Origin of the sequence: Streptococcus oralis, assembly GCF_001588645.1 — a bacterium.
GTDB classification, from domain to species: domain Bacteria; phylum Bacillota; class Bacilli; order Lactobacillales; family Streptococcaceae; genus Streptococcus; species Streptococcus oralis_AB.
Genome location: NZ_LAYF01000004.1, coordinates 158,191 through 176,005, shown reverse-complemented (window position 1 = coordinate 176,005; position 17,815 = coordinate 158,191). Strand labels below are relative to the sequence as shown.

General features: G+C 43.2%; 16 protein-coding genes and 1 pseudogene. 11 read left to right on the top strand and 6 right to left on the bottom strand.

What is annotated here, in order from left to right:
• Nucleotides 1-29 precede the first annotated feature (29 nt).
• From A0739_RS04705 to A0739_RS04695, 3 genes are read left to right on the top strand one after another with little or no spacing between them, the layout of a single operon-like run.
• Entirely contained in the window at nt 30-1,403 is a 1,374-nt protein-coding gene (locus tag A0739_RS04705) for a M20 family metallopeptidase (RefSeq protein WP_061587224.1), read from the top strand.
• Entirely contained in the window at nt 1,396-2,457 is a 1,062-nt protein-coding gene (locus tag A0739_RS04700) for a methionine ABC transporter ATP-binding protein (RefSeq protein ID WP_045592762.1), read from the top strand. Before A0739_RS04705 ends, A0739_RS04700 begins: the two co-directional genes overlap by 8 nt.
• A 1-nt stretch (nt 2,458) precedes the next feature.
• Nucleotides 2,459-3,151 carry a methionine ABC transporter permease gene (locus tag A0739_RS04695; RefSeq protein ID WP_061587223.1) on the top strand — a complete coding sequence of 231 codons (693 nt, stop codon included), beginning with the start codon at nt 2,459-2,461 and terminating at the stop codon, nt 3,149-3,151.
• Between the two features lie 28 nt (nt 3,152-3,179).
• Here the strand turns inward: A0739_RS04695 and A0739_RS04690 are convergent, their stop codons facing one another.
• Nucleotides 3,180-3,749 carry an MptD family putative ECF transporter S component gene (locus A0739_RS04690; RefSeq protein ID WP_061587222.1) on the bottom strand — a complete coding sequence of 190 codons (570 nt, stop codon included), beginning with the start codon at nt 3,747-3,749 and terminating at the stop codon, nt 3,180-3,182.
• Nucleotides 3,750-3,882: 133 nt separating this feature from the next.
• On the opposite strand from A0739_RS04690, the gene A0739_RS04685 reads away from it, so the two are divergent.
• The 5 genes from A0739_RS04685 to nrdI all read left to right on the top strand — a co-directional run bounded on the left by A0739_RS04685 (nt 3,883) and on the right by nrdI (nt 8,583).
• Complete coding sequence (locus tag A0739_RS04685; protein WP_061587221.1) at nt 3,883-4,497, top strand: YesL family protein; 615 nt, start codon at nt 3,883-3,885, stop codon at nt 4,495-4,497.
• Nucleotides 4,475-6,145: a sensor histidine kinase gene (locus A0739_RS04680; RefSeq protein ID WP_082243813.1), complete on the top strand. Its 1,671-nt coding sequence runs from the start codon at nt 4,475-4,477 to the stop codon at nt 6,143-6,145. The genes A0739_RS04685 and A0739_RS04680 overlap by 23 nt, the downstream gene beginning before the upstream one ends.
• An 11-nt stretch (nt 6,146-6,156) precedes the next feature.
• Entirely contained in the window at nt 6,157-7,443 is a 1,287-nt protein-coding gene (locus tag A0739_RS04675) for a response regulator transcription factor (RefSeq protein ID WP_061587220.1), read from the top strand.
• Nucleotides 7,444-7,502: 59 nt separating this feature from the next.
• A complete protein-coding gene (locus A0739_RS04670) occupies nt 7,503-8,036 on the top strand; it encodes an ABC transporter permease (protein WP_042767646.1) in 534 nt (177 codons plus the stop codon).
• A 76-nt stretch (nt 8,037-8,112) separates the two neighbouring features.
• The gene (nrdI, locus tag A0739_RS04665) at nt 8,113-8,583 is read left to right on the top strand and encodes a class Ib ribonucleoside-diphosphate reductase assembly flavoprotein NrdI (RefSeq protein ID WP_000724234.1); all 471 of its coding nucleotides are present in this window, start codon (nt 8,113-8,115) and stop codon (nt 8,581-8,583) included.
• Between the two features lie 80 nt (nt 8,584-8,663).
• On the opposite strand, the pseudogene A0739_RS04660 reads toward nrdI, so the two are convergent.
• The 3 genes and pseudogenes from A0739_RS04660 to argS form a co-directional block, all read right to left on the bottom strand.
• Nucleotides 8,664-9,170 (bottom strand): annotated as a pseudogene (locus A0739_RS04660) (divalent metal cation transporter); the annotation flags it as partial.
• 183 nt (nt 9,171-9,353) lie between these two features.
• The gene (locus tag A0739_RS04655) at nt 9,354-9,599 is read right to left on the bottom strand and encodes a hypothetical protein (RefSeq protein WP_061587219.1); all 246 of its coding nucleotides are present in this window, start codon (nt 9,597-9,599) and stop codon (nt 9,354-9,356) included.
• 199 nt (nt 9,600-9,798) lie between these two features.
• A complete protein-coding gene (gene argS, locus A0739_RS04650) occupies nt 9,799-11,490 on the bottom strand; it encodes an arginine--tRNA ligase (RefSeq protein ID WP_061587218.1) in 1,692 nt (563 codons plus the stop codon).
• 154 nt (nt 11,491-11,644) lie between these two features.
• On the opposite strand from argS, the gene argR reads away from it, so the two are divergent.
• Together argR and mutS are read left to right on the top strand one after the other, a co-directional pair.
• Entirely contained in the window at nt 11,645-12,091 is a 447-nt protein-coding gene (argR, locus tag A0739_RS04645) for an arginine repressor (protein ID WP_001231483.1), read from the top strand.
• A gap of 50 nt (nt 12,092-12,141) precedes the next feature.
• Nucleotides 12,142-14,676 (top strand): DNA mismatch repair protein MutS, encoded by a 2,535-nt coding sequence (gene mutS, locus A0739_RS04640; RefSeq protein ID WP_033630437.1) that lies wholly within the window; start codon nt 12,142-12,144, stop codon nt 14,674-14,676.
• Between the two features lie 41 nt (nt 14,677-14,717).
• Here mutS and A0739_RS04635 read toward each other — a convergent pair whose 3' ends face one another.
• Both A0739_RS04635 and A0739_RS04630 read right to left on the bottom strand, forming a co-directional pair.
• Complete coding sequence (locus A0739_RS04635; protein WP_033630436.1) at nt 14,718-15,176, bottom strand: DUF3021 domain-containing protein; 459 nt, start codon at nt 15,174-15,176, stop codon at nt 14,718-14,720.
• The gene (locus A0739_RS04630; protein ID WP_033630435.1) at nt 15,173-15,613 is read right to left on the bottom strand and encodes a LytTR family DNA-binding domain-containing protein; all 441 of its coding nucleotides are present in this window, start codon (nt 15,611-15,613) and stop codon (nt 15,173-15,175) included. The genes A0739_RS04635 and A0739_RS04630 overlap by 4 nt, the downstream gene beginning before the upstream one ends.
• Before the next feature lie 208 nt (nt 15,614-15,821).
• Here A0739_RS04630 and mutL point away from each other — a divergent pair, with 208 nt between their 5' ends.
• Nucleotides 15,822-17,771, top strand: a complete 1,950-nt coding sequence (mutL, locus tag A0739_RS04625; RefSeq protein WP_061587217.1) for a DNA mismatch repair endonuclease MutL — start codon at nt 15,822-15,824, stop codon at nt 17,769-17,771.
• The last annotated feature ends 44 nt before the right edge of the window (nt 17,772-17,815 follow it).

The following is a 17,815-nucleotide window of genomic DNA, read 5'->3' as shown; positions in this document are numbered from 1 at the left end:
CAAAAGTACGTAGTAGAAAGAGAGAGAAAATGGTTTTTTCTAGCGAACAAGAGCAGATTGAAAAATTTGAAAAGGATCATGTGGCCCAACATTATTTTGAAGTCTTGCGCACCTTAATTTCCAAGAAATCCGTCTTTGCCCAGCAGGTTGGACTCAAGGAAGTCGCAAACTATCTGGGTGAGATTTTCAAGCGTGTGGGGGCTGAAGTGGAGATTGATGAGAGCTACACGGCTCCCTTTGTCATGGCGCATTTCAAGAGTTCGCGTCCGGATGCCAAGACCTTGATCTTCTATAATCACTATGACACCGTTCCAGCAGATGGCGACCAGGTGTGGACAGAGAATCCTTTTACCCTTTCTGTGCGAAATGGCTTTATGTATGGACGTGGGGTTGACGACGACAAAGGCCACATCACAGCTCGTTTGAGTGCTCTGAGAAAGTATATGCAGCACCACGATGACCTACCTGTCAATATCAGCTTTATCATGGAAGGGGCAGAGGAGTCTGCTTCCATGGATCTAGATAAGTATTTAGAGAAACACGCAGACAAACTTCGTGGGGCGGACTTGCTAGTCTGGGAACAAGGGACCAAGAACGCCTTGGAACAGCTGGAAATCTCTGGCGGGAACAAGGGAATTGTAACCTTTGATGCTAAGGTGAAAAGTGCGGATGTGGATATCCACTCGAGTTATGGTGGTGTTGTGGAGTCGGCGCCGTGGTACCTTATCCAGGCCTTAAGTAGCCTGCGAGCTGCTGATGGACGTATCTTGGTAGAAGGCTTGTATGAGGATGTTCAAGAGCCAAATGAACGAGAACTAGCCTTGGTAGATACCTACGCCCAACGCAATCCTGAGGAAATTAGTCGCATTTATGGCTTGGAATTGCCTCTCTTACAGGAGGACCGCGCAGCCTTTCTAAAACGGTTCTTTTTCGAGCCAGCCCTTAATATCGAAGGGATTCAGTCAGGTTATCAAGGTCAAGGGGTGAAAACGATTTTGCCAGCAGAAGCCAGTGCTAAGCTAGAGGTTCGTTTGGTTCCTGGCCTAGAACCGCATGATGTTCTGGAAAAAATTCGGAAACAGCTAGACAAAAATGGCTTTGATAAGGTAGAATTATACTATACCTTGGGAGAGATGAGTTATCGAAGCGATATGAGCGCGCCAGCCATTCTCAATGTAATCGAGTTGGCCAAGAAATTCTATCCACAGGGCGTATCAGTCTTGCCAACAACAGCGGGGACAGGACCGATGCACACGGTCTTTGATGCCCTAGAGGTACCCATGGTAGCCTTCGGTCTAGGAAATGCCAATAGCCGAGACCATGGTGGAGATGAAAACGTGCGAATCGCCGATTACTACACCCATATTGAATTAGTAGAGGAGCTGATTAGAAGCTATGAGTAGAGATATTATCAAGTTAGATCAGATCGATGTGACTTTTCACCAAAAGAAGAGAACCATCACAGCGGTCAAGGATGTGACCATTCACATTCAAGAAGGGGATATCTACGGAATCGTTGGATATTCTGGAGCAGGGAAATCAACCCTTGTACGGGTGATTAACCTCTTGCAAAAACCATCTGCAGGGAAAATTACCATTGATAACGACGTTATTTTTAACGGCAGAGTGACCTTGACGGCAGAGCAGTTGCGTCGCAAACGTCAAGATATCGGGATGATTTTCCAGCATTTCAACCTGATGAGTCAAAAGACAGCAGAGGAAAATGTAGCCTTTGCCCTCAAACACTCTGGACTCAGCAAGGAAGAAAAGAAAGCCAAAGTAGCTAAGTTGTTAGACTTGGTTGGCTTGGCGGATCGTGCTGAAAACTACCCTTCACAACTATCAGGAGGGCAAAAACAGCGTGTGGCTATTGCGCGTGCCTTAGCCAATGACCCAAAAATCTTGATTTCAGATGAGTCAACTTCTGCCCTTGATCCTAAGACAACCAAGCAGATTTTGGCCTTGCTACAAGATTTGAACCAAAAATTAGGCTTGACCGTTGTCCTGATTACACACGAAATGCAGATTGTCAAAGACATTGCTAATCGTGTGGCAGTTATGCAGGATGGCCGTTTGATTGAAGAGGGCAGTGTTCTTGAAATCTTCTCAAATCCTAAACAACCTTTGACTCAAGACTTCATCTCAACTGCCACAGGTATTGACGAAGCCATGGTTAAGATTGAGAAGCAAGAAATCGTAGAACATTTATCTGAGAACAGTATTTTAGTGCAGCTCAAGTATGCAGGGGCTTCGACAGACGAACCACTTTTAAATGAATTGTACAAACATTACCAAGTAACGGCTAATATCCTCTATGGAAATATCGAAATTCTCGATGGCACTCCCGTTGGAGAATTGGTTGTGGTGTTGTCAGGTGAAAAAGCAGCGCTAGCAGGTGCTCAAGAAGCCATCCGTCAAGCTGGTGTCCAGTTAAAAGTATTGAAGGGAGGACAGTAAAATGACAGAGTTGATTCAAACTTATCTACCAAATGTCTACAAGATGGGCTGGTCTGGTCAGGCAGGCTGGGGAACAGCCATTTACCTTACTCTTTATATGACAGTTCTTTCCTTCATCATCGGAGGGTTCTTGGGGTTGGTGGCAGGTCTTTTCCTCGTCTTGACAGCGCCAGGTGGTGTCTTGGAAAATAAGGTTATCTTTTGGATTTTAGACAAGGTTACCTCTATTTTCCGTGCGGTTCCTTTCATCATCCTCTTGGCAATCATGTCGCCACTCTCTCACTTGATTGTGAAGACGAGCATCGGGCCAAATGCAGCTCTTGTGCCGCTTTCATTTGCAGTCTTTGCCTTCTTTGCCCGTCAAGTACAGGTGGTATTGGCTGAGCTAGATGGTGGTGTCATCGAGGCAGCTCAAGCTAGCGGAGCTACTTTCTGGGACATCGTAGGTGTTTATCTATCAGAAGGTCTACCAGACTTGATCCGTGTGACAACTGTAACCTTGATTTCCCTTGTCGGTGAAACAGCTATGGCGGGAGCGGTTGGAGCTGGTGGTATCGGTAACGTAGCCATTGCCTATGGATTCAACCGCTACAATCACGATGTGACCATCTTGGCGACTATCATTATCATCTTGATTATCTTTACAATCCAGTTTTTGGGAGATTTCTTGACCAAGAAATTAAGTCATAAATAAAAAGAGCCGAAGGGCTCTTTTTTAGTGATTAGATCTTGTGTGTAAGCTTTTTACTAATGGTTTGCCCTATCAAAGCACCCATCAAGGCACCTAGGAGGATGCTTGAAACAAAGAGAAGGATTTTGTCCAACTCTGGAGCGACCATGATACGGTCAATGTATTCTTGGGATTTCCCACGCGCAAGTAAGGTGGCCATGTAAGCTTTGGGACGGATCCACATGAGGAAGATAGGGCCACTTGTGCTAAAAGCAAAGACGAGGAAGGAGAGGGTGTTTTTGATTCGGTCTTTGTAGTTTCCGAGACGAGCGATGGCATCTGCTGCAAGACCACAGGCGACTCCTGGGAGAAAGGCACCAGCGCCATGATTGCTAGCTAGGAAGAAAAGTGCCATAAAAAGTCCTAGAGTGGTGATAGCGCCAAAACGAGGGACCTTCGTCAAAAGAAGCATGTAGACACTGCCACCGACAAGGGCAGAAAAGGCAGGCGCATAGAACATATTGCCTATCTGGTCGACCAGGTGTCCTAGGAAGACTCCAATCCCTAGACAGAGAAAGTAGAGGACGGCGGCCAAGAGGGTGGTTAAGATATTTTTCTTCATGAGTTTCTCCTTGATATAGACTAATAAAATCAATTGTATCACGCTTTTTGAGGATTGTAAATGGGAGTTCTATATTTTTGAAAACGCTTGAAATATGATATAATAGTTACATCGTTAGTTTAAGGAGAGTAGCATGGGAAAATTTCTAGAATTCGTCTTTAATCGTATCTTTTTGGGAATGATTGCGACGGCTTATTTCTGGCTATTAACACTAGCAGGAGGAGTAGTTTTGGGTTTGGCACCAGCTAGTGCCACTCTGATGAGTTTGTATGCGGAGCATGGGTATACCTATCGAGCATACCATTTGAAGGAAGCATGGGAATTGTATAAGAGCAATTTTGTCAAGAGCAATCTGGCTTTCTATAGTTTTGTGTTTGTAGATTTTGTACTGGTTTATGCTTTATATCTTCTAGTTCAATTGCCCCACCAGACCATTTTCCACCTCTTGGCGACCTTTCTCAATGTCCTTGTAGTTGCTCTTGTCTTTCTAGCCTATACTGTTTCCTTGAAACTTCAGGTGTACTTTGATTTATCCTACCAAAATACCTTGAAACTGTCCCTTATCGGAATTTTTATGAGCCTACCTGCGATTGCCAAGGTTTTACTCGGGTCCGCTCTCCTTGTAGGAGTTGGTTATTATATGCCTGCCTTGCTCTTTTTTGTAGGAATTGGAATGTGGCATTTCTTTATCAGTGATATGTTGGAACCTATTTATGAAAGTATCCATGAAAAATTGGCAACAAAATAGAATGAAGCAGTTCTGGCTTCACTCTCTTTTACGGATTTATAGTTCGGTTATGATCGTGGTCATTGCTAGTTTTGCGATTATGCTATCGTATGCTGACTGGGACTCACGTGAGAAAGAGGCCCAACGGGTTGCAGAACGTGTAACCACTCGGACAGTGAGTGAAGTGGAATATTATCACAGAGAGTCAACCCAACTCGCTCAGTCTTTGGTTGAAAATCAGGCCCGCATCGAAGGGATTTACAAGTACTTTAGTCTCAGTACACCAGACTATTTTTATTGGCAATTAGAGCGCAAGGCTTCGCCCTATATCTCGGTTTCCTTGTATGAAAATATCGACGACCTCTATGTTCGGAATGATTTTGTGACTGGAGTGGCCATTGTTCTTCAGGACTATAAGGAAGTCTATGTTTCGACTAGAGAAAAACGCAGTGGAGAGAAAATTCCTGCGGAGGATTTTAAGCCAACAGCTAATAGTTTTGCTATTCCTGTTTCTGATCCTGTGTCTGACAAGGATTTAGGAGTGATCTATATCTCCCTATCCCCAGATGTTTTACATGGCGCTATTGACAATACTCGGGGCCATATCCCAATGGCTGTAACAGTAACTTCGCCTTTTGAGACCGAGATGTTTCATATTGGGGAGAAGGTATCAGCTGAGCGAGAAAACTGGTTTGTAGGTGTCACCTCTCACGGTTATCAGGTTCGAGTTGCTGTTCCTAAAAATTTTGTTCTTACAGGAACTTTGACGAGTTCAGCTGTCATTATTGGGCTAAGTATTCTCTTTATCATCATTTTGTACGTGACCCTTAGACAGACTTTTTCAAACTACCAAAAGCAGGTTGTAGACCTAGTTGATTCGATCGAGGTGATTGCTCAAGGAGAAGAAGGCCTTCGAATCGATACCTCTGAAAAAGACCAAGAGTTGCTTCTCATTGCAGAAACAACCAATGATATGTTGGATCGCCTGGAAAAAAATATCCATGATATCTATCAGCTAGAGCTCAGCCAAAAGGATGCCAATATGCGAGCCCTGCAGGCTCAAATCAATCCTCACTTTATGTACAATACTCTGGAGTTTTTACGGATGTATGCCGTCATGCAAAGTCAGGATGAACTGGCAGATATTATCTATGAATTTAGCAGCTTGTTACGCAACAATATCTCTGACGAGCGGGAAACGACCTTGAAGCAGGAGTTGGAATTTTGCCGAAAATATAGCTATCTCTGTATGGTGCGTTATCCTAAATCCATTGCCTATGGTTTCAAGATTGCACCAGAATTGGAAGAAATGAGGATTCCAAAATTTACACTCCAACCATTAGTAGAAAACTACTTTGCCCATGGTGTTGACCATCGCAGAACGGATAATGTCATCAGTATCAAAGCCTTGAAGGGCCAAGGCTTCGTTGAAATCCTAGTGGAAGACAATGGTCGGGGAATGCCCGCTGAGAAACTAGCTAGCTTGCAAGAAAAATTAGCTCAGAGAAGTTTTGAACACGAGGCAAGCTATAGTGGGGAGCGGCAATCAATTGGAATAGTAAATGTACACGAACGCTTTGTTCTCTACTTTGGGGATCGCTACCAAATCAGTGTAGAGTCAGCTGAGCAAGAGGGGGTTCGTTACCATATCACTATCCAGGATGAATAGAAAGGGTAGAAATGTATAAAGTTTTATTAGTAGACGATGAGTACATGGTGACAGAGGGGCTCAAGCGATTAATCCCCTTTGAAAAATGGGATATGCAAGTCGTCGCAACAGCTAATCACGCATATGATGCTTTGGACTATGTTAAGAAAAATCCAGTAGATGTGGTCATTTCCGATGTCAACATGCCAGATAAAACCGGACTTGAGATGATTAGGGAAATGAAAGAGCTACTTCCAGATACCTATTATATCTTGCTGTCTGGTTATCAGGAGTTTGACTACGTCAAAAAAGCCATGAACCTTAGTGTCGTGGATTATCTGGTCAAGCCAGTAGACAAGGTGGAGTTGGGCAATTTATTAGAAAAGATTGCGCAGCAGCTTCAGGAAAAGGTGGAGCAAAGTCAGACCCTCAGTCAAGAATTGGATGAGACAGGATTTACGAACTACCTGTCAGGTAAAGACAGCTGGTGGATTGGTCTATCCAAGGAAAAGCAGGGGTCTTTTACCATTCCTTACTATGTTTTGGGGCAAGACTGGCAGATTTTCATCTCTGATCAACCGCTAGATGGCATCGTCGTGACACCATTTGAAGCACCCTACCAGCAGTCCTTTGAGAATTGGAAGATCAATGCTGAAAAAGCCCTCTTCTACGGTTCTGTTAATCTAGAAAAATCCGAGAGTTTGTTTGCTTATTACGAGCCGATTTATCGGGTGATTATCCAAGGGAATATCAATCAAATCATCGAAGAATTAACCCTGCTAGAGAAGGTTGTTTTGAAGAATACCCCGCGCGTGGCCATCACAAAGCAGCTCTTTACCCAGTTTGTCATGGATGTCTTTCATTTGTTTGAACACCTAAAAGCAGATGATATGACCGAGATTGTAAAAGCTATTCATGCTATTAACACCTTTGAAGAATTGGTTGCCTATATCAAAGAAACCTTGACCAAGTTCTTTGGCCAGTACCGCATGAATGAAAATGTGGTCAGCGTTCTAGAGGTGATTGGTCGTGATTATCAAAAAGAGTTATCACTTAAGGACATCAGCAAGGATCTCTATATCAACCCAGTCTACCTTGGTCAACTGATCAAGCGAGAAACCAACTCGACCTTTGCAGAACTGCTCAACAAACAGCGAATTAAGGCAGCGCAACAGCTCTTGCTTTCGACCAGTGATAGCATTGAAGATATTTGCTATGCAGTTGGTTACAGTAATGTTGGATATTTCTACAAGGTTTTCCGTAAATTGTGCGGAAAATCACCGAAAGCTTATCGCAAACAAGTTGAAACCAGCTTGTAAAAGTTGTATTCCTGTACAAAAAATGCTATAATGTCCAAAAGGTTTTATAGGAGGATAATATGAAAAAGAAACCAATTTATCTCTGGATTTTGTTAGTCCTATCAGCACTCATTTCTGCTTCGTCATTATTTGGCATCTTGGGCCCAGTCCCTAGCAAGGAAGTTCTTCGTGCGAGCCTATCTAATAGTGGGTCCCTTACTGCTCAGCAAATAGAAGACACGGTTAACTATACCTACCAAGTAACAGCGGCATCGCACTCAATTTTTAATGTAGTTTTGATTGTTTTATCTGCTATTTTAGTTGTGGTAGCCTTTGTGTTCTTAGTTCGTAAAAACGTCCAATTTGCAAACTATGCTTATCTTGGCTATCTTTTGCTAGCGATTGTTGGTTTGGTCTATTCTTTTGTGAACATTCAAGATGCAATTCAATTGATCAAAGATGATACCCTAGGCTTAGGAATAGGCGCATTAGCAAAAGGAACTGTTATTTTGTTCATGATTATCAATGTCCTCTTTTTAGCCTTAGTCTTTTACAAGATGTGGCGCCAGCAAAAAGATTTGGCTGAGGAAGCCGAAGCAGAGGAAGTTGCCTAAGTATTGACAAAAGAGAACTATCAAGTTACAATCTTGGTAGTTCTTTTAATATCCAAAAATAAAAATCGAGGTCAATATGAAAAAAATATCCTTAGTTTATATCAGTTTGAGCGGGAATACAGAGAGTTTTGTAACCCGACTCAAGGACTATCTCTTGTCCCAGCACGAAGGGATTGAGGTCCAAAAGATCCATATCAAGGATTTGGTCAAGGAAGGGAAAGATTTCTTTGAGATGGATCACCCCTATGTCGCCTTTTTACCAACCTATCTAGAAGGTGGAAATGGTGTCGATAACGGCGATGTTGAGATCCTAACGACTCCAGTGGGTGATTTTATCGCCTATGGAGACAATGCCAGTAAGTGTTTTGGGGTGGTGGGATCTGGTAATCGCAATTTTAACAATCAATACTGTCTGACAGCCAAGCAGTATAGCCAGCGCTTTGGCTTCCCGGTCCTAGCAGACTTTGAAATGCGTGGCATGCTGGGAGATATTAAAAAGGTCGCAGCGATTATTGCGGATTTGTATGAGTTAGAAACAGAAAAATAAAGTAGTACTGAGGGGCAGTTGAGATTTTCAACTGCTTTTGAGTATGCAAAAAGCACCCTGTCAGGGTGCCATTTTATAAACTATCCTGCTTTTCCGATGGCAAGTGCATAGATAAAGAAGATAGCGAAGCCAAAGAGGAAAATCAATCCTGCGATAGCGAGGAGTTTTAGCCAAGAAGGAAGATTTTTATTCTCACGTGTCACCAAAACATAGTTCAAGATAGCGAAGAATGGTGTTGTCAGGAAAGAACCGATCATGGCAAAGCGAAGCATGGTAGAAACTTGATCAGCAAAGAATTTAATAATTACGATACCAATGATAGCGGTAATGGTCATCCAGGTGTTCAAAGATTTGCGAGTATCCTCTTTTTGACGAATCAAGAGTCGTAGGGATTCCTGATTGACACGAGAGTAGCCATCGATAACGGTGATGACCGTTCCAAAGATACAAAGAAAGGCGATAAAGGTGATCAAATAACGGGACCATTCTCCAAGAACAGAGGCATACATACCCACAAATTGAGAGATGTATTTGGCTGAAGCAGCTTCAACTGCCTGCCCGGTAGGATACTGAATAAGTACTCCTATTTTTAAATTTTCAGAATAATCTGAATATACAGCTACTATTCTACAAAAAACTTAAAAGAAATGCAAGGACATTTTGAAAAAATATAGAAAATTACAGAAAAATTTTACATGCATTAATGAAATTTCTCCAAGGGGAATATGGTAAGCCTAAAAAATCCGAGAAGAAAGCTTCTCGGATTTCGGTTATTTCAATTGATCTGTGACGTCTTTTGAGAGCAACATTCCCAGATGGTAAGTTTTATTGATATGTGCAATGACATCATTGATATTTTCAGTCGTGTGAATTTTCTCTTTGATGTCAGACCTAAATGTCTCGTCCTTCAAGAGTTGCTCTTGGTAAAGTCTTTGAAGTCTTTCCTTCTCGTACTTATTAAGCAGAAAAAGGAAAACCAAGCTAAGTACAACGAGGATATAAGCATATTGGTTCATAGGAAATCTCCCAGTGTGATAAATAGTAGTGAATAGATCGAATTAGTAAAGTGCCAAGCCAAATCACCATAGTTACGACGTAAAGAAACATAAATCGACAATATTTATGTTTCTTTACTAGTGAAGCGCCTAGCCAAAGTCCGAATAGGATTTGGCGTTAGTTACTTAGATTGCTCTGCAATCAAGTAACTTTGGCGATTTACATCTTCTCTGGTGCTTCTACTCCGAGCAAACGAAGAGCTTCTTTGAGGACGACTGCGGTTGCGTAGCTGAGGGCTAGACGACTGTCACGCTCAGGACTTTCATCTAGGATACGTGTATGTGCATAATATTTGTTAAAGGCTTGAGCCAAACTAATCGCAAATTTCGCAATGATAGAAGGTTCAAAGTTATCTGCTGCACGATTGATAATACGTGGAAAGTCTTGGAGTAGTTTAATGATTTCCCAGCTTTCAGCATCATTCAGGCTGTAGTTGCCAGCTGTATCTGGTTTGAAATCGGCTTTGCGCAAGATAGATTGGATACGAGCGTAGGCGTATTGAACATAAGGTCCAGTTTCTCCTTCAAAGTATACCATAGCTTCAAGGTCAAAGTCATATCCATTTGTACGGTCGGTCTTAAGATCATAGAACTTGATAGCCCCAACTCCAACAGCGTGGGCAACCTGGTCTTTATTTTCTAACTCAGGATTTTTCGCTTCGATTTGTGCCTTGGCACGACTAACAGCCTCTGCAATAGTAGGCTCTAGCAAGATGACATTTCCTTTACGAGTAGAGAGTTTTTTCCCTTCTTTTGTTACCAATCCAAACGGAACATGGACAATGTCTTGGCTCCAATCGTAGCCCATCTCTTGTAGTACTGCCTTGAGTTGTTTGAAGTGGGCAGATTGCTCTTGACCAACAACATAGATGGATTTTGCAAATTGGTATTCGTTTTTACGGTAAAGGGCTGCAGCCAAGTCACGTGTGATATAGAGAGTTGCACCATCAGATTTTTTGATAAGGGCTGGATGTTCAATTCCATATTTCTCAAGATTGACAACTTGGGCTCCTTCTGACTCAACAAGAAGTCCTTTTTCAGCGAGAATGTTTACAACAGCATCCATCTTATCATTGTAAAAGGCTTCCCCGTTGTAGCTGTCAAATTCGACTTGTAATTCATTGTAAAGGCGGTTGAATTCCACTAAACTTTCATCACGGAACCATTGCCAGAGAGCGAGGGCTTCCTCATCTCCATTTTCCAGTTTGCGGAACCATTCGCGTGCTTCTTCATCCAAGCTAGGGTCTTTTTCAGCTTCAGCATTGATGCGAACGTAGAGTTTAAGAAGTTCATCGATTGGATGCGCTTTAACGGCTTCCTCATTTCCCCATTTCTTGTAGGCAACAATCAACATTCCAAACTGTTTGCCCCAGTCTCCTAGGTGGTTGACCTTGACCGTTTGATAACCGATTTTTTGGAAAATATGTGACAAGCTATCTCCGATAACTGTTGAACGCAAGTGCCCAATAGAGAATGGTTTTGCGATATTGGGACTAGACATGTCGATAACGACATTTTCTTGCTTGCCAATGGTTTGGTCGGCATAGTGTTCTTTTTCAGTGATGACATTCTGCAATACCTGAGCCGAAATAGCAGATTTATCAAGGAAAAAGTTGACGTAAGGTCCTGTAGCAACAACCTTTTCAAAGGCTTGACTATTGATTTTTTCAGCAATACCTGCTGCAATCATTTGCGGAGCTTTACGCTCGACCTTTGCTAGAGAAAAGGCAGGGAAGGCGATGTCTCCCATTTCTGAGTTTTTAGGTGTTTCCAGTAAATTTAAAATAGCCTCTTGGTCCAGGCTATCAATGACGCTAGCCAACTCGCTAGCAATCAATTCTTTTGTATTCATAAGGGCTCCTTTTGGGCTTTTTTACTATTTTAACACAATTTACTACATTTTTTGAGAAAGAAAAGAATTTTTTTGAATTATCTATTTTTTTTGGTATAATGTAGTTATAAAATAAATGTAAAACTTGTTATAAATATTCACTTAAGAGGATAATATGAGAAAAAGAGAACGGCATCAATTGATTAAAAAGATGATCACCGAAGAAAAACTTGGGACACAAAAAGAGATTCAAGATCGTTTAGAAGCTCGTAATGTTTATGTGACACAAACGACTTTGTCGCGTGATTTGCGTGAAATCGGCTTGACCAAGGTTAAGAAAAATGATATGGTGTATTATGTACTAGCAAATGAGACAGATAAGATTGATTTAGTTGAGTTTTTGTCTCATCATTTAGAAGGAGTTGCAAGAGCAGAGTTCACCTTGGTACTGCATACCAAACTTGGGGAAGCTGCAGTCTTAGCAAACATTGTAGATGCAAACAAGGATGAATGGATTTTAGGAACGGTTGCTGGTGCTAATACCTTATTGGTTATTTGTCGAGACCAGCACGTTGCCAAGCTGATGGAAGATCGTTTGCTAGATTTGATGAAAGATAAATAAGGTCTTGGGAGTTGCTCTCAAGACTTATTTTTAGCAAGGAGAGACGGAAAATGGCAACAGAAAAGCTATCACCCGGCATGCAACAGTATGTGGATATTAAGAAACAATACCCAGATGCTTTTTTGCTTTTTCGGATGGGTGATTTTTACGAGTTGTTCTATGAAGATGCAATTAATGCAGCGCAAATTTTAGAAATTTCCTTAACGAGTCGGAATAAAAATGCAGAAAATCCGATACCCATGGCGGGTGTCCCCTATCATTCTGCCCAGCAGTATATCGATGTTCTGATTGAGCAGGGCTATAAGGTAGCCATAGCCGAACAGATGGAAGATCCCAAACAAGCGGTTGGTGTTGTCAAGCGAGAGGTGGTCCAGGTCATCACACCTGGAACGGTCGTCGATAGCAGTAAGCCAGATAGTCAGAATAATTTCTTGGTTTCCTTAGATCGCGATGGCAATCAATTTGGTCTGGCTTATATGGATCTGGTGACAGGTGATTTCTATGTGACGGGGCTATTGGATTTCACGTTGGTTTGTGGGGAAATTCGCAATCTCAAGGCTCGAGAAGTGGTGCTGGGTTATGACTTGTCTGAGGAAGAAGAACAAATCCTCAGCCGCCAGATGAATCTGGTGCTTTCTTATGAGAAGGAAGGCTTTGAGGACCTTCATTTACTGGATCCACGACTGGCAGCTGTGGAGCAAGCGGCAGCTAGTAAGCTGCTCCAGTATGTTCACCGGACCCAGATGCGGGAATTGAACCACCTCAAACCAGTTATCCGCTATGAAATCAAAGATTTCTTACAGATGGATTATGCGACCAAGACTAGTCTGGATTTGGTTGAGAATGCCCGCTCAGGCAAGAAGCAAGGCAGTCTTTTCTGGCTTTTAGATGAAACCAAGACGGCTATGGGCATGCGGCTCTTGCGTTCTTGGATTCATCGTCCTTTGATTGATAAGGAGCGAATCGTCCAACGTCAAGAGGTGGTGCAGGTCTTTCTTGACCACTTCTTTGAGCGCAGCGATTTAACGGACAGTCTCAAAGGTGTTTATGACATCGAACGTTTGGCTAGTCGGGTTTCTTTTGGCAAAACCAATCCCAAGGATCTCTTGCAGTTGGCGACCACCTTATCTAGTGTGCCACGGATTCGTGCGATTTTAGAAGGGATGGAGCAACCTGCCCTGGCCTATCTCATCGCACAGCTGGATGCCATTCCGGAGTTGGAGAGCTTGATTAGCGCTGCCATTGCTCCTGAAGCTCCTCATGTGATTACGGAAGGTGGCATTATCCGTACGGGATTTGATGAGACCTTAGACAAGTACCGTCGTGTGCTTAGAGAAGGGACTAGCTGGATTGCTGAGATTGAGGCAAAAGAGAGAGAAAACTCTGGCATCAGCACGCTCAAGATTGACTACAATAAAAAAGATGGCTACTATTTCCATGTGACTAATTCGCAACTGGGAAATGTGCCAGCCCACTTTTTCCGCAAGGCAACGCTGAAAAACTCAGAACGCTTTGGTACTGAGGAATTGGCCCGTATCGAGGGGGATATGCTGGAGGCGCGTGAGAAGTCAGCTAATCTAGAGTACGAAATCTTTATGCGTATCCGTGAGGAAGTCAGCAAGTATATCCAGCGCTTGCAGGCTCTAGCCCAAGGAATTGCGACAGTTGATGTCTTGCAAAGTCTAGCAGTTGTGGCTGAAACCCAGCATTTGATCAGACCTGAGTTCGGAGACGACTCACAAATCACTATCCAGAAAGGTCGCCATGCTGTCGTCGAAAAGGTTATGGGAGCGCAGACCTACATTCCAAACAGTATCCAGATGTCAGAAGATATCAGCATTCAACTGATTACGGGACCCAACATGAGCGGGAAGTCCACCTACATGCGCCAGTTAGCTATGACGGCGGTTATGGCCCAGCTAGGCTCGTATGTGCCGGCAGAAAGCGCCCATTTGCCTATCTTCGATGCTATCTTTACCCGTATCGGAGCAGCAGATGACTTGGTTTCAGGTCAATCAACCTTTATGGTGGAGATGATGGAGGCCAACAATGCCATTTCGCATGCGACCAAGGACTCCTTGATTCTCTTTGATGAATTGGGACGCGGAACTGCAACTTATGACGGAATGGCTCTGGCCCAATCCATCATCGAATACATCCATGAACATATCGGAGCCAAAACCCTCTTTGCGACCCACTACCATGAGTTGACCAGTCTGGAGTCTAGCTTGGAACACTTGGTCAATGTCCACGTGGCAACCTTAGAACAGGATGGACAGGTTACCTTCCTTCACAAGATTGAACCAGGTCCAGCTGATAAATCCTACGGTATCCATGTTGCTAAGATCGCTGGCTTACCAGGAGAACTTTTAGCAAGAGCGGATAAGATTTTAACGCAACTGGAGAGTCAGGGACAAGAAAGCCCAGCTCCGATGAGGCAAACTAGCGCCGTCACGGAACAGATTTCTCTCTTTGAAACGCCAGCAGAAAATCCTATCCTAGCAGAATTAGCTAAACTAGATGTTTACAACATGACACCTATGCAGGCTATGAATGTCTTAGTTGAGTTCAAACAAAAATTATAAAAAGAATCCCACTCATGTATTTGTGAGTGGGTTTTTCTCTATTACTTTTTATGAGCCAAGAGTTGATTTATGTGGTCTACTTTTTTTGCTTCTCTTTTATAGAGAATGACCCAGATGATGAGGTAGACGATCGCAAACTCTGGAATGAGCTGGAGATAGAAGGTCCAGTGGAAGGGGAACCAACCAGCCAGAGTTGCTAGTGGAACAAAGCCAGCCAGCATGAGGAAGAAGTGGGAAAGTGTGGCACGGAGCAGGCTCCAGTCACGGCTGAATAAGCGACTGCCAAAACTAAAGAGAACGCCGATAGCTGACCAGATGATCATGCAGTAGAGTAAGACCAGGGCACCGTGAACCTGATGTTGAGCCATCACTTGGCCGATAAGAGACTCGGGACTAAGTGGAGCATAGGTATTTGGGGCGTACATGAGTGAAAAGAGGATAGAGAGGATGAGGCCGATGAGTACACCAGCGGCTGCATCGTGAAAGATTTGTTTTTTCATAGTTCTAATTTCTCCTTGATGGTTTTTAGGTAACGGCGTGAAGAGTAGGTGAAGCTTTCGTTTTTTAAGAAAATTTCAACCAGACCGTTGGGCGTGAGTTTGAGATGAGAGATAGCGTCAATATTAACGATTTCTGATTGGGAAATTTGGATAAAAGTGGTCGGCAGCATTTCAAGAACCTGATAGAGTCGCAAATCAATACTGTAGGTCTGACTAGCAGTTTCTGCTAGAACCTTGCGATTCTCGATATAGAAGCGTTGAATCTTACTAACCTTAATTAGATAGACCTGATAATCAATCTTACCTTTGATTGTTTCTTTTTGGTCTAGATTTTCAGCGAACTCGATGACTTTCTGGACTTTTTCGGTCGGCTGAGGAGTTTGGACAATCAGCTTTTCCTCCTCGTAAGTCTCTTTAATCTGTAGTTCTACTTTCATAAATTTCCCTCCTTTTCAGTTATACAAGGTTGTGATCACTTCCTGTACACCTTTATTAAACACTATTTTACGACCCATGGCAAGAGCTTTTGTCTATGTGGAGAGATTTGGAGTCTATGTGGTATTTGCTTTTTCTGGTAGTATCTGAAATATGGTATAATAGCACTAATCAATTTCTAGGAAAATAGATACAGAAAGGGGCTGAAAGATGTCTCATATTATTGAATTGCCAGAGGTGTTGGCAAACCAGATCGCGGCTGGAGAGGTCATTGAACGTCCTGCCAGTGTGGTCAAAGAGTTGGTAGAAAATGCCATTGATGCTGGCTCTAGCCAGATTATCATTGAGATTGAGGAAGCCGGTCTCAAGAAGATCCAAATCACAGATAATGGTCATGGAATTGCCCACGATGAGGTGGAATTGGCCCTGCGTCGTCATGCGACCAGTAAGATAAAAAATCAAGCAGACCTCTTTCGGATTCGGACGCTTGGTTTTCGTGGTGAAGCCCTGCCCTCTATCGCGTCTGTCAGTGTCTTGACTCTGTTGACCGCGGTGGATGGTGCGAGTCATGGGACTAAGCTCGTTGCGCGTGGGGGTGAAGTTGAGGAAGTCATCCCAGCGACTAGTCCTGTTGGAACCAAAGTTTGTGTGGAGGACCTCTTTTTCAATACACCAGCTCGTCTCAAGTATATGAAGAGCCAGCAAGCGGAGTTGTCTCATATCATTGATATTGTCAACCGTCTGGGATTGGCCCATCCTGAGATTTCTTTTAGTTTAATCAGTGATGGCAAGGAAATGACACGGACAGCAGGGACTGGTCAACTGCGCCAAGCCATCGCAGGGATTTATGGTTTGGCGAGTGCCAAGAAGATGATTGAAATTGAGAACTCTGACTTAGATTTTGAAATTACAGGTTTTGTGTCTTTACCTGAATTAACCCGAGCAAATCGTAACTATATCAGCCTCTTCATCAATGGCCGTTATATCAAGAACTTCTTGCTCAATCGTGCTATTTTGGATGGTTATGGCAGCAAACTCATGGTAGGGCGTTTTCCACTGGCTGTCATTCACATCCATATCGACCCTTATCTAGCGGATGTCAATGTGCATCCAACCAAGCAAGAGGTGCGAATTTCTAAGGAAAGAGAGCTGATGGCACTTGTCTCAGAAGCTATCGCAAAGAGTCTTAAGGAACAGACCTTGATACCGGATGCCTTGGAAAATCTTGCCAAATCCACCGTACGCAATCGTCAAAAGGTAGAGCAGGCCATTCTCCCACTCAAAGAAAATACGCTCTACTATGAAAAAACAGAACTCTCAAAACCCAGTCAAGCTGAGGTAGCTGATCATCAGGTTGAATTAACTGAGGAAGGGAAAGATTTGACCTTATTTGCCCAGGAAACCTTGGACCAGTTGACCAAGCCAGCAAAACTGCATTTTGCAGAGAGAAAGCCTGCTAACTACGACCAACTAGACCACCCAGAGTTAGATCTAGCTAGTCTCGATAAAGCCTATGATAAGTTGGAGCGAGAGGAAGCATCCAGCTTCCCAGAGTTGGAATTTTTTGGACAAATGCACGGTACTTATCTCTTTGCCCAGGGGCGAGATGGGCTCTACATAATAGACCAACATGCGGCTCAGGAACGGGTCAAGTACGAGGAATACCGTGAAAGCATCGGCAATGTTGACCAGAGCCAGCAACAACTCCTAGTGCCCTATATCTTTGAATTTCCAGCGGATGATGTCCTTCGTCTCAAGGAAAGAATGCCTCTTTTAGAGGAAGTTGGAGTCTTTCTAGCAGAGTACGGAGAAAATCAATTTATCCTACGTGAACATCCTATTTGGATGGCAGAAGAAGAAATCGAGTCTGGTATCTATGAGATGTGCGACATGCTGCTCTTGACCAAGGAAGTTTCGATCAAGAAATACCGAGCAGAGCTGGCTATCATGATGTCCTGCAAGCGGTCTATCAAGGCAAACCATCGCATCGATGACCACTCAGCCAGACAACTCCTCTATCAGCTCTCTCAATGTGACAATCCTTATAACTGTCCTCACGGACGTCCTGTTTTGGTGCATTTCACCAAGTCGGATATGGAAAAGATGTTCCGACGCATTCAGGAGAATCATACCAGCCTCCGAGAGTTGGGGAAATATTAAGAACACAAAAAGCCTTTGTTCCTTTTTGAACAAGGCTTTTTAGT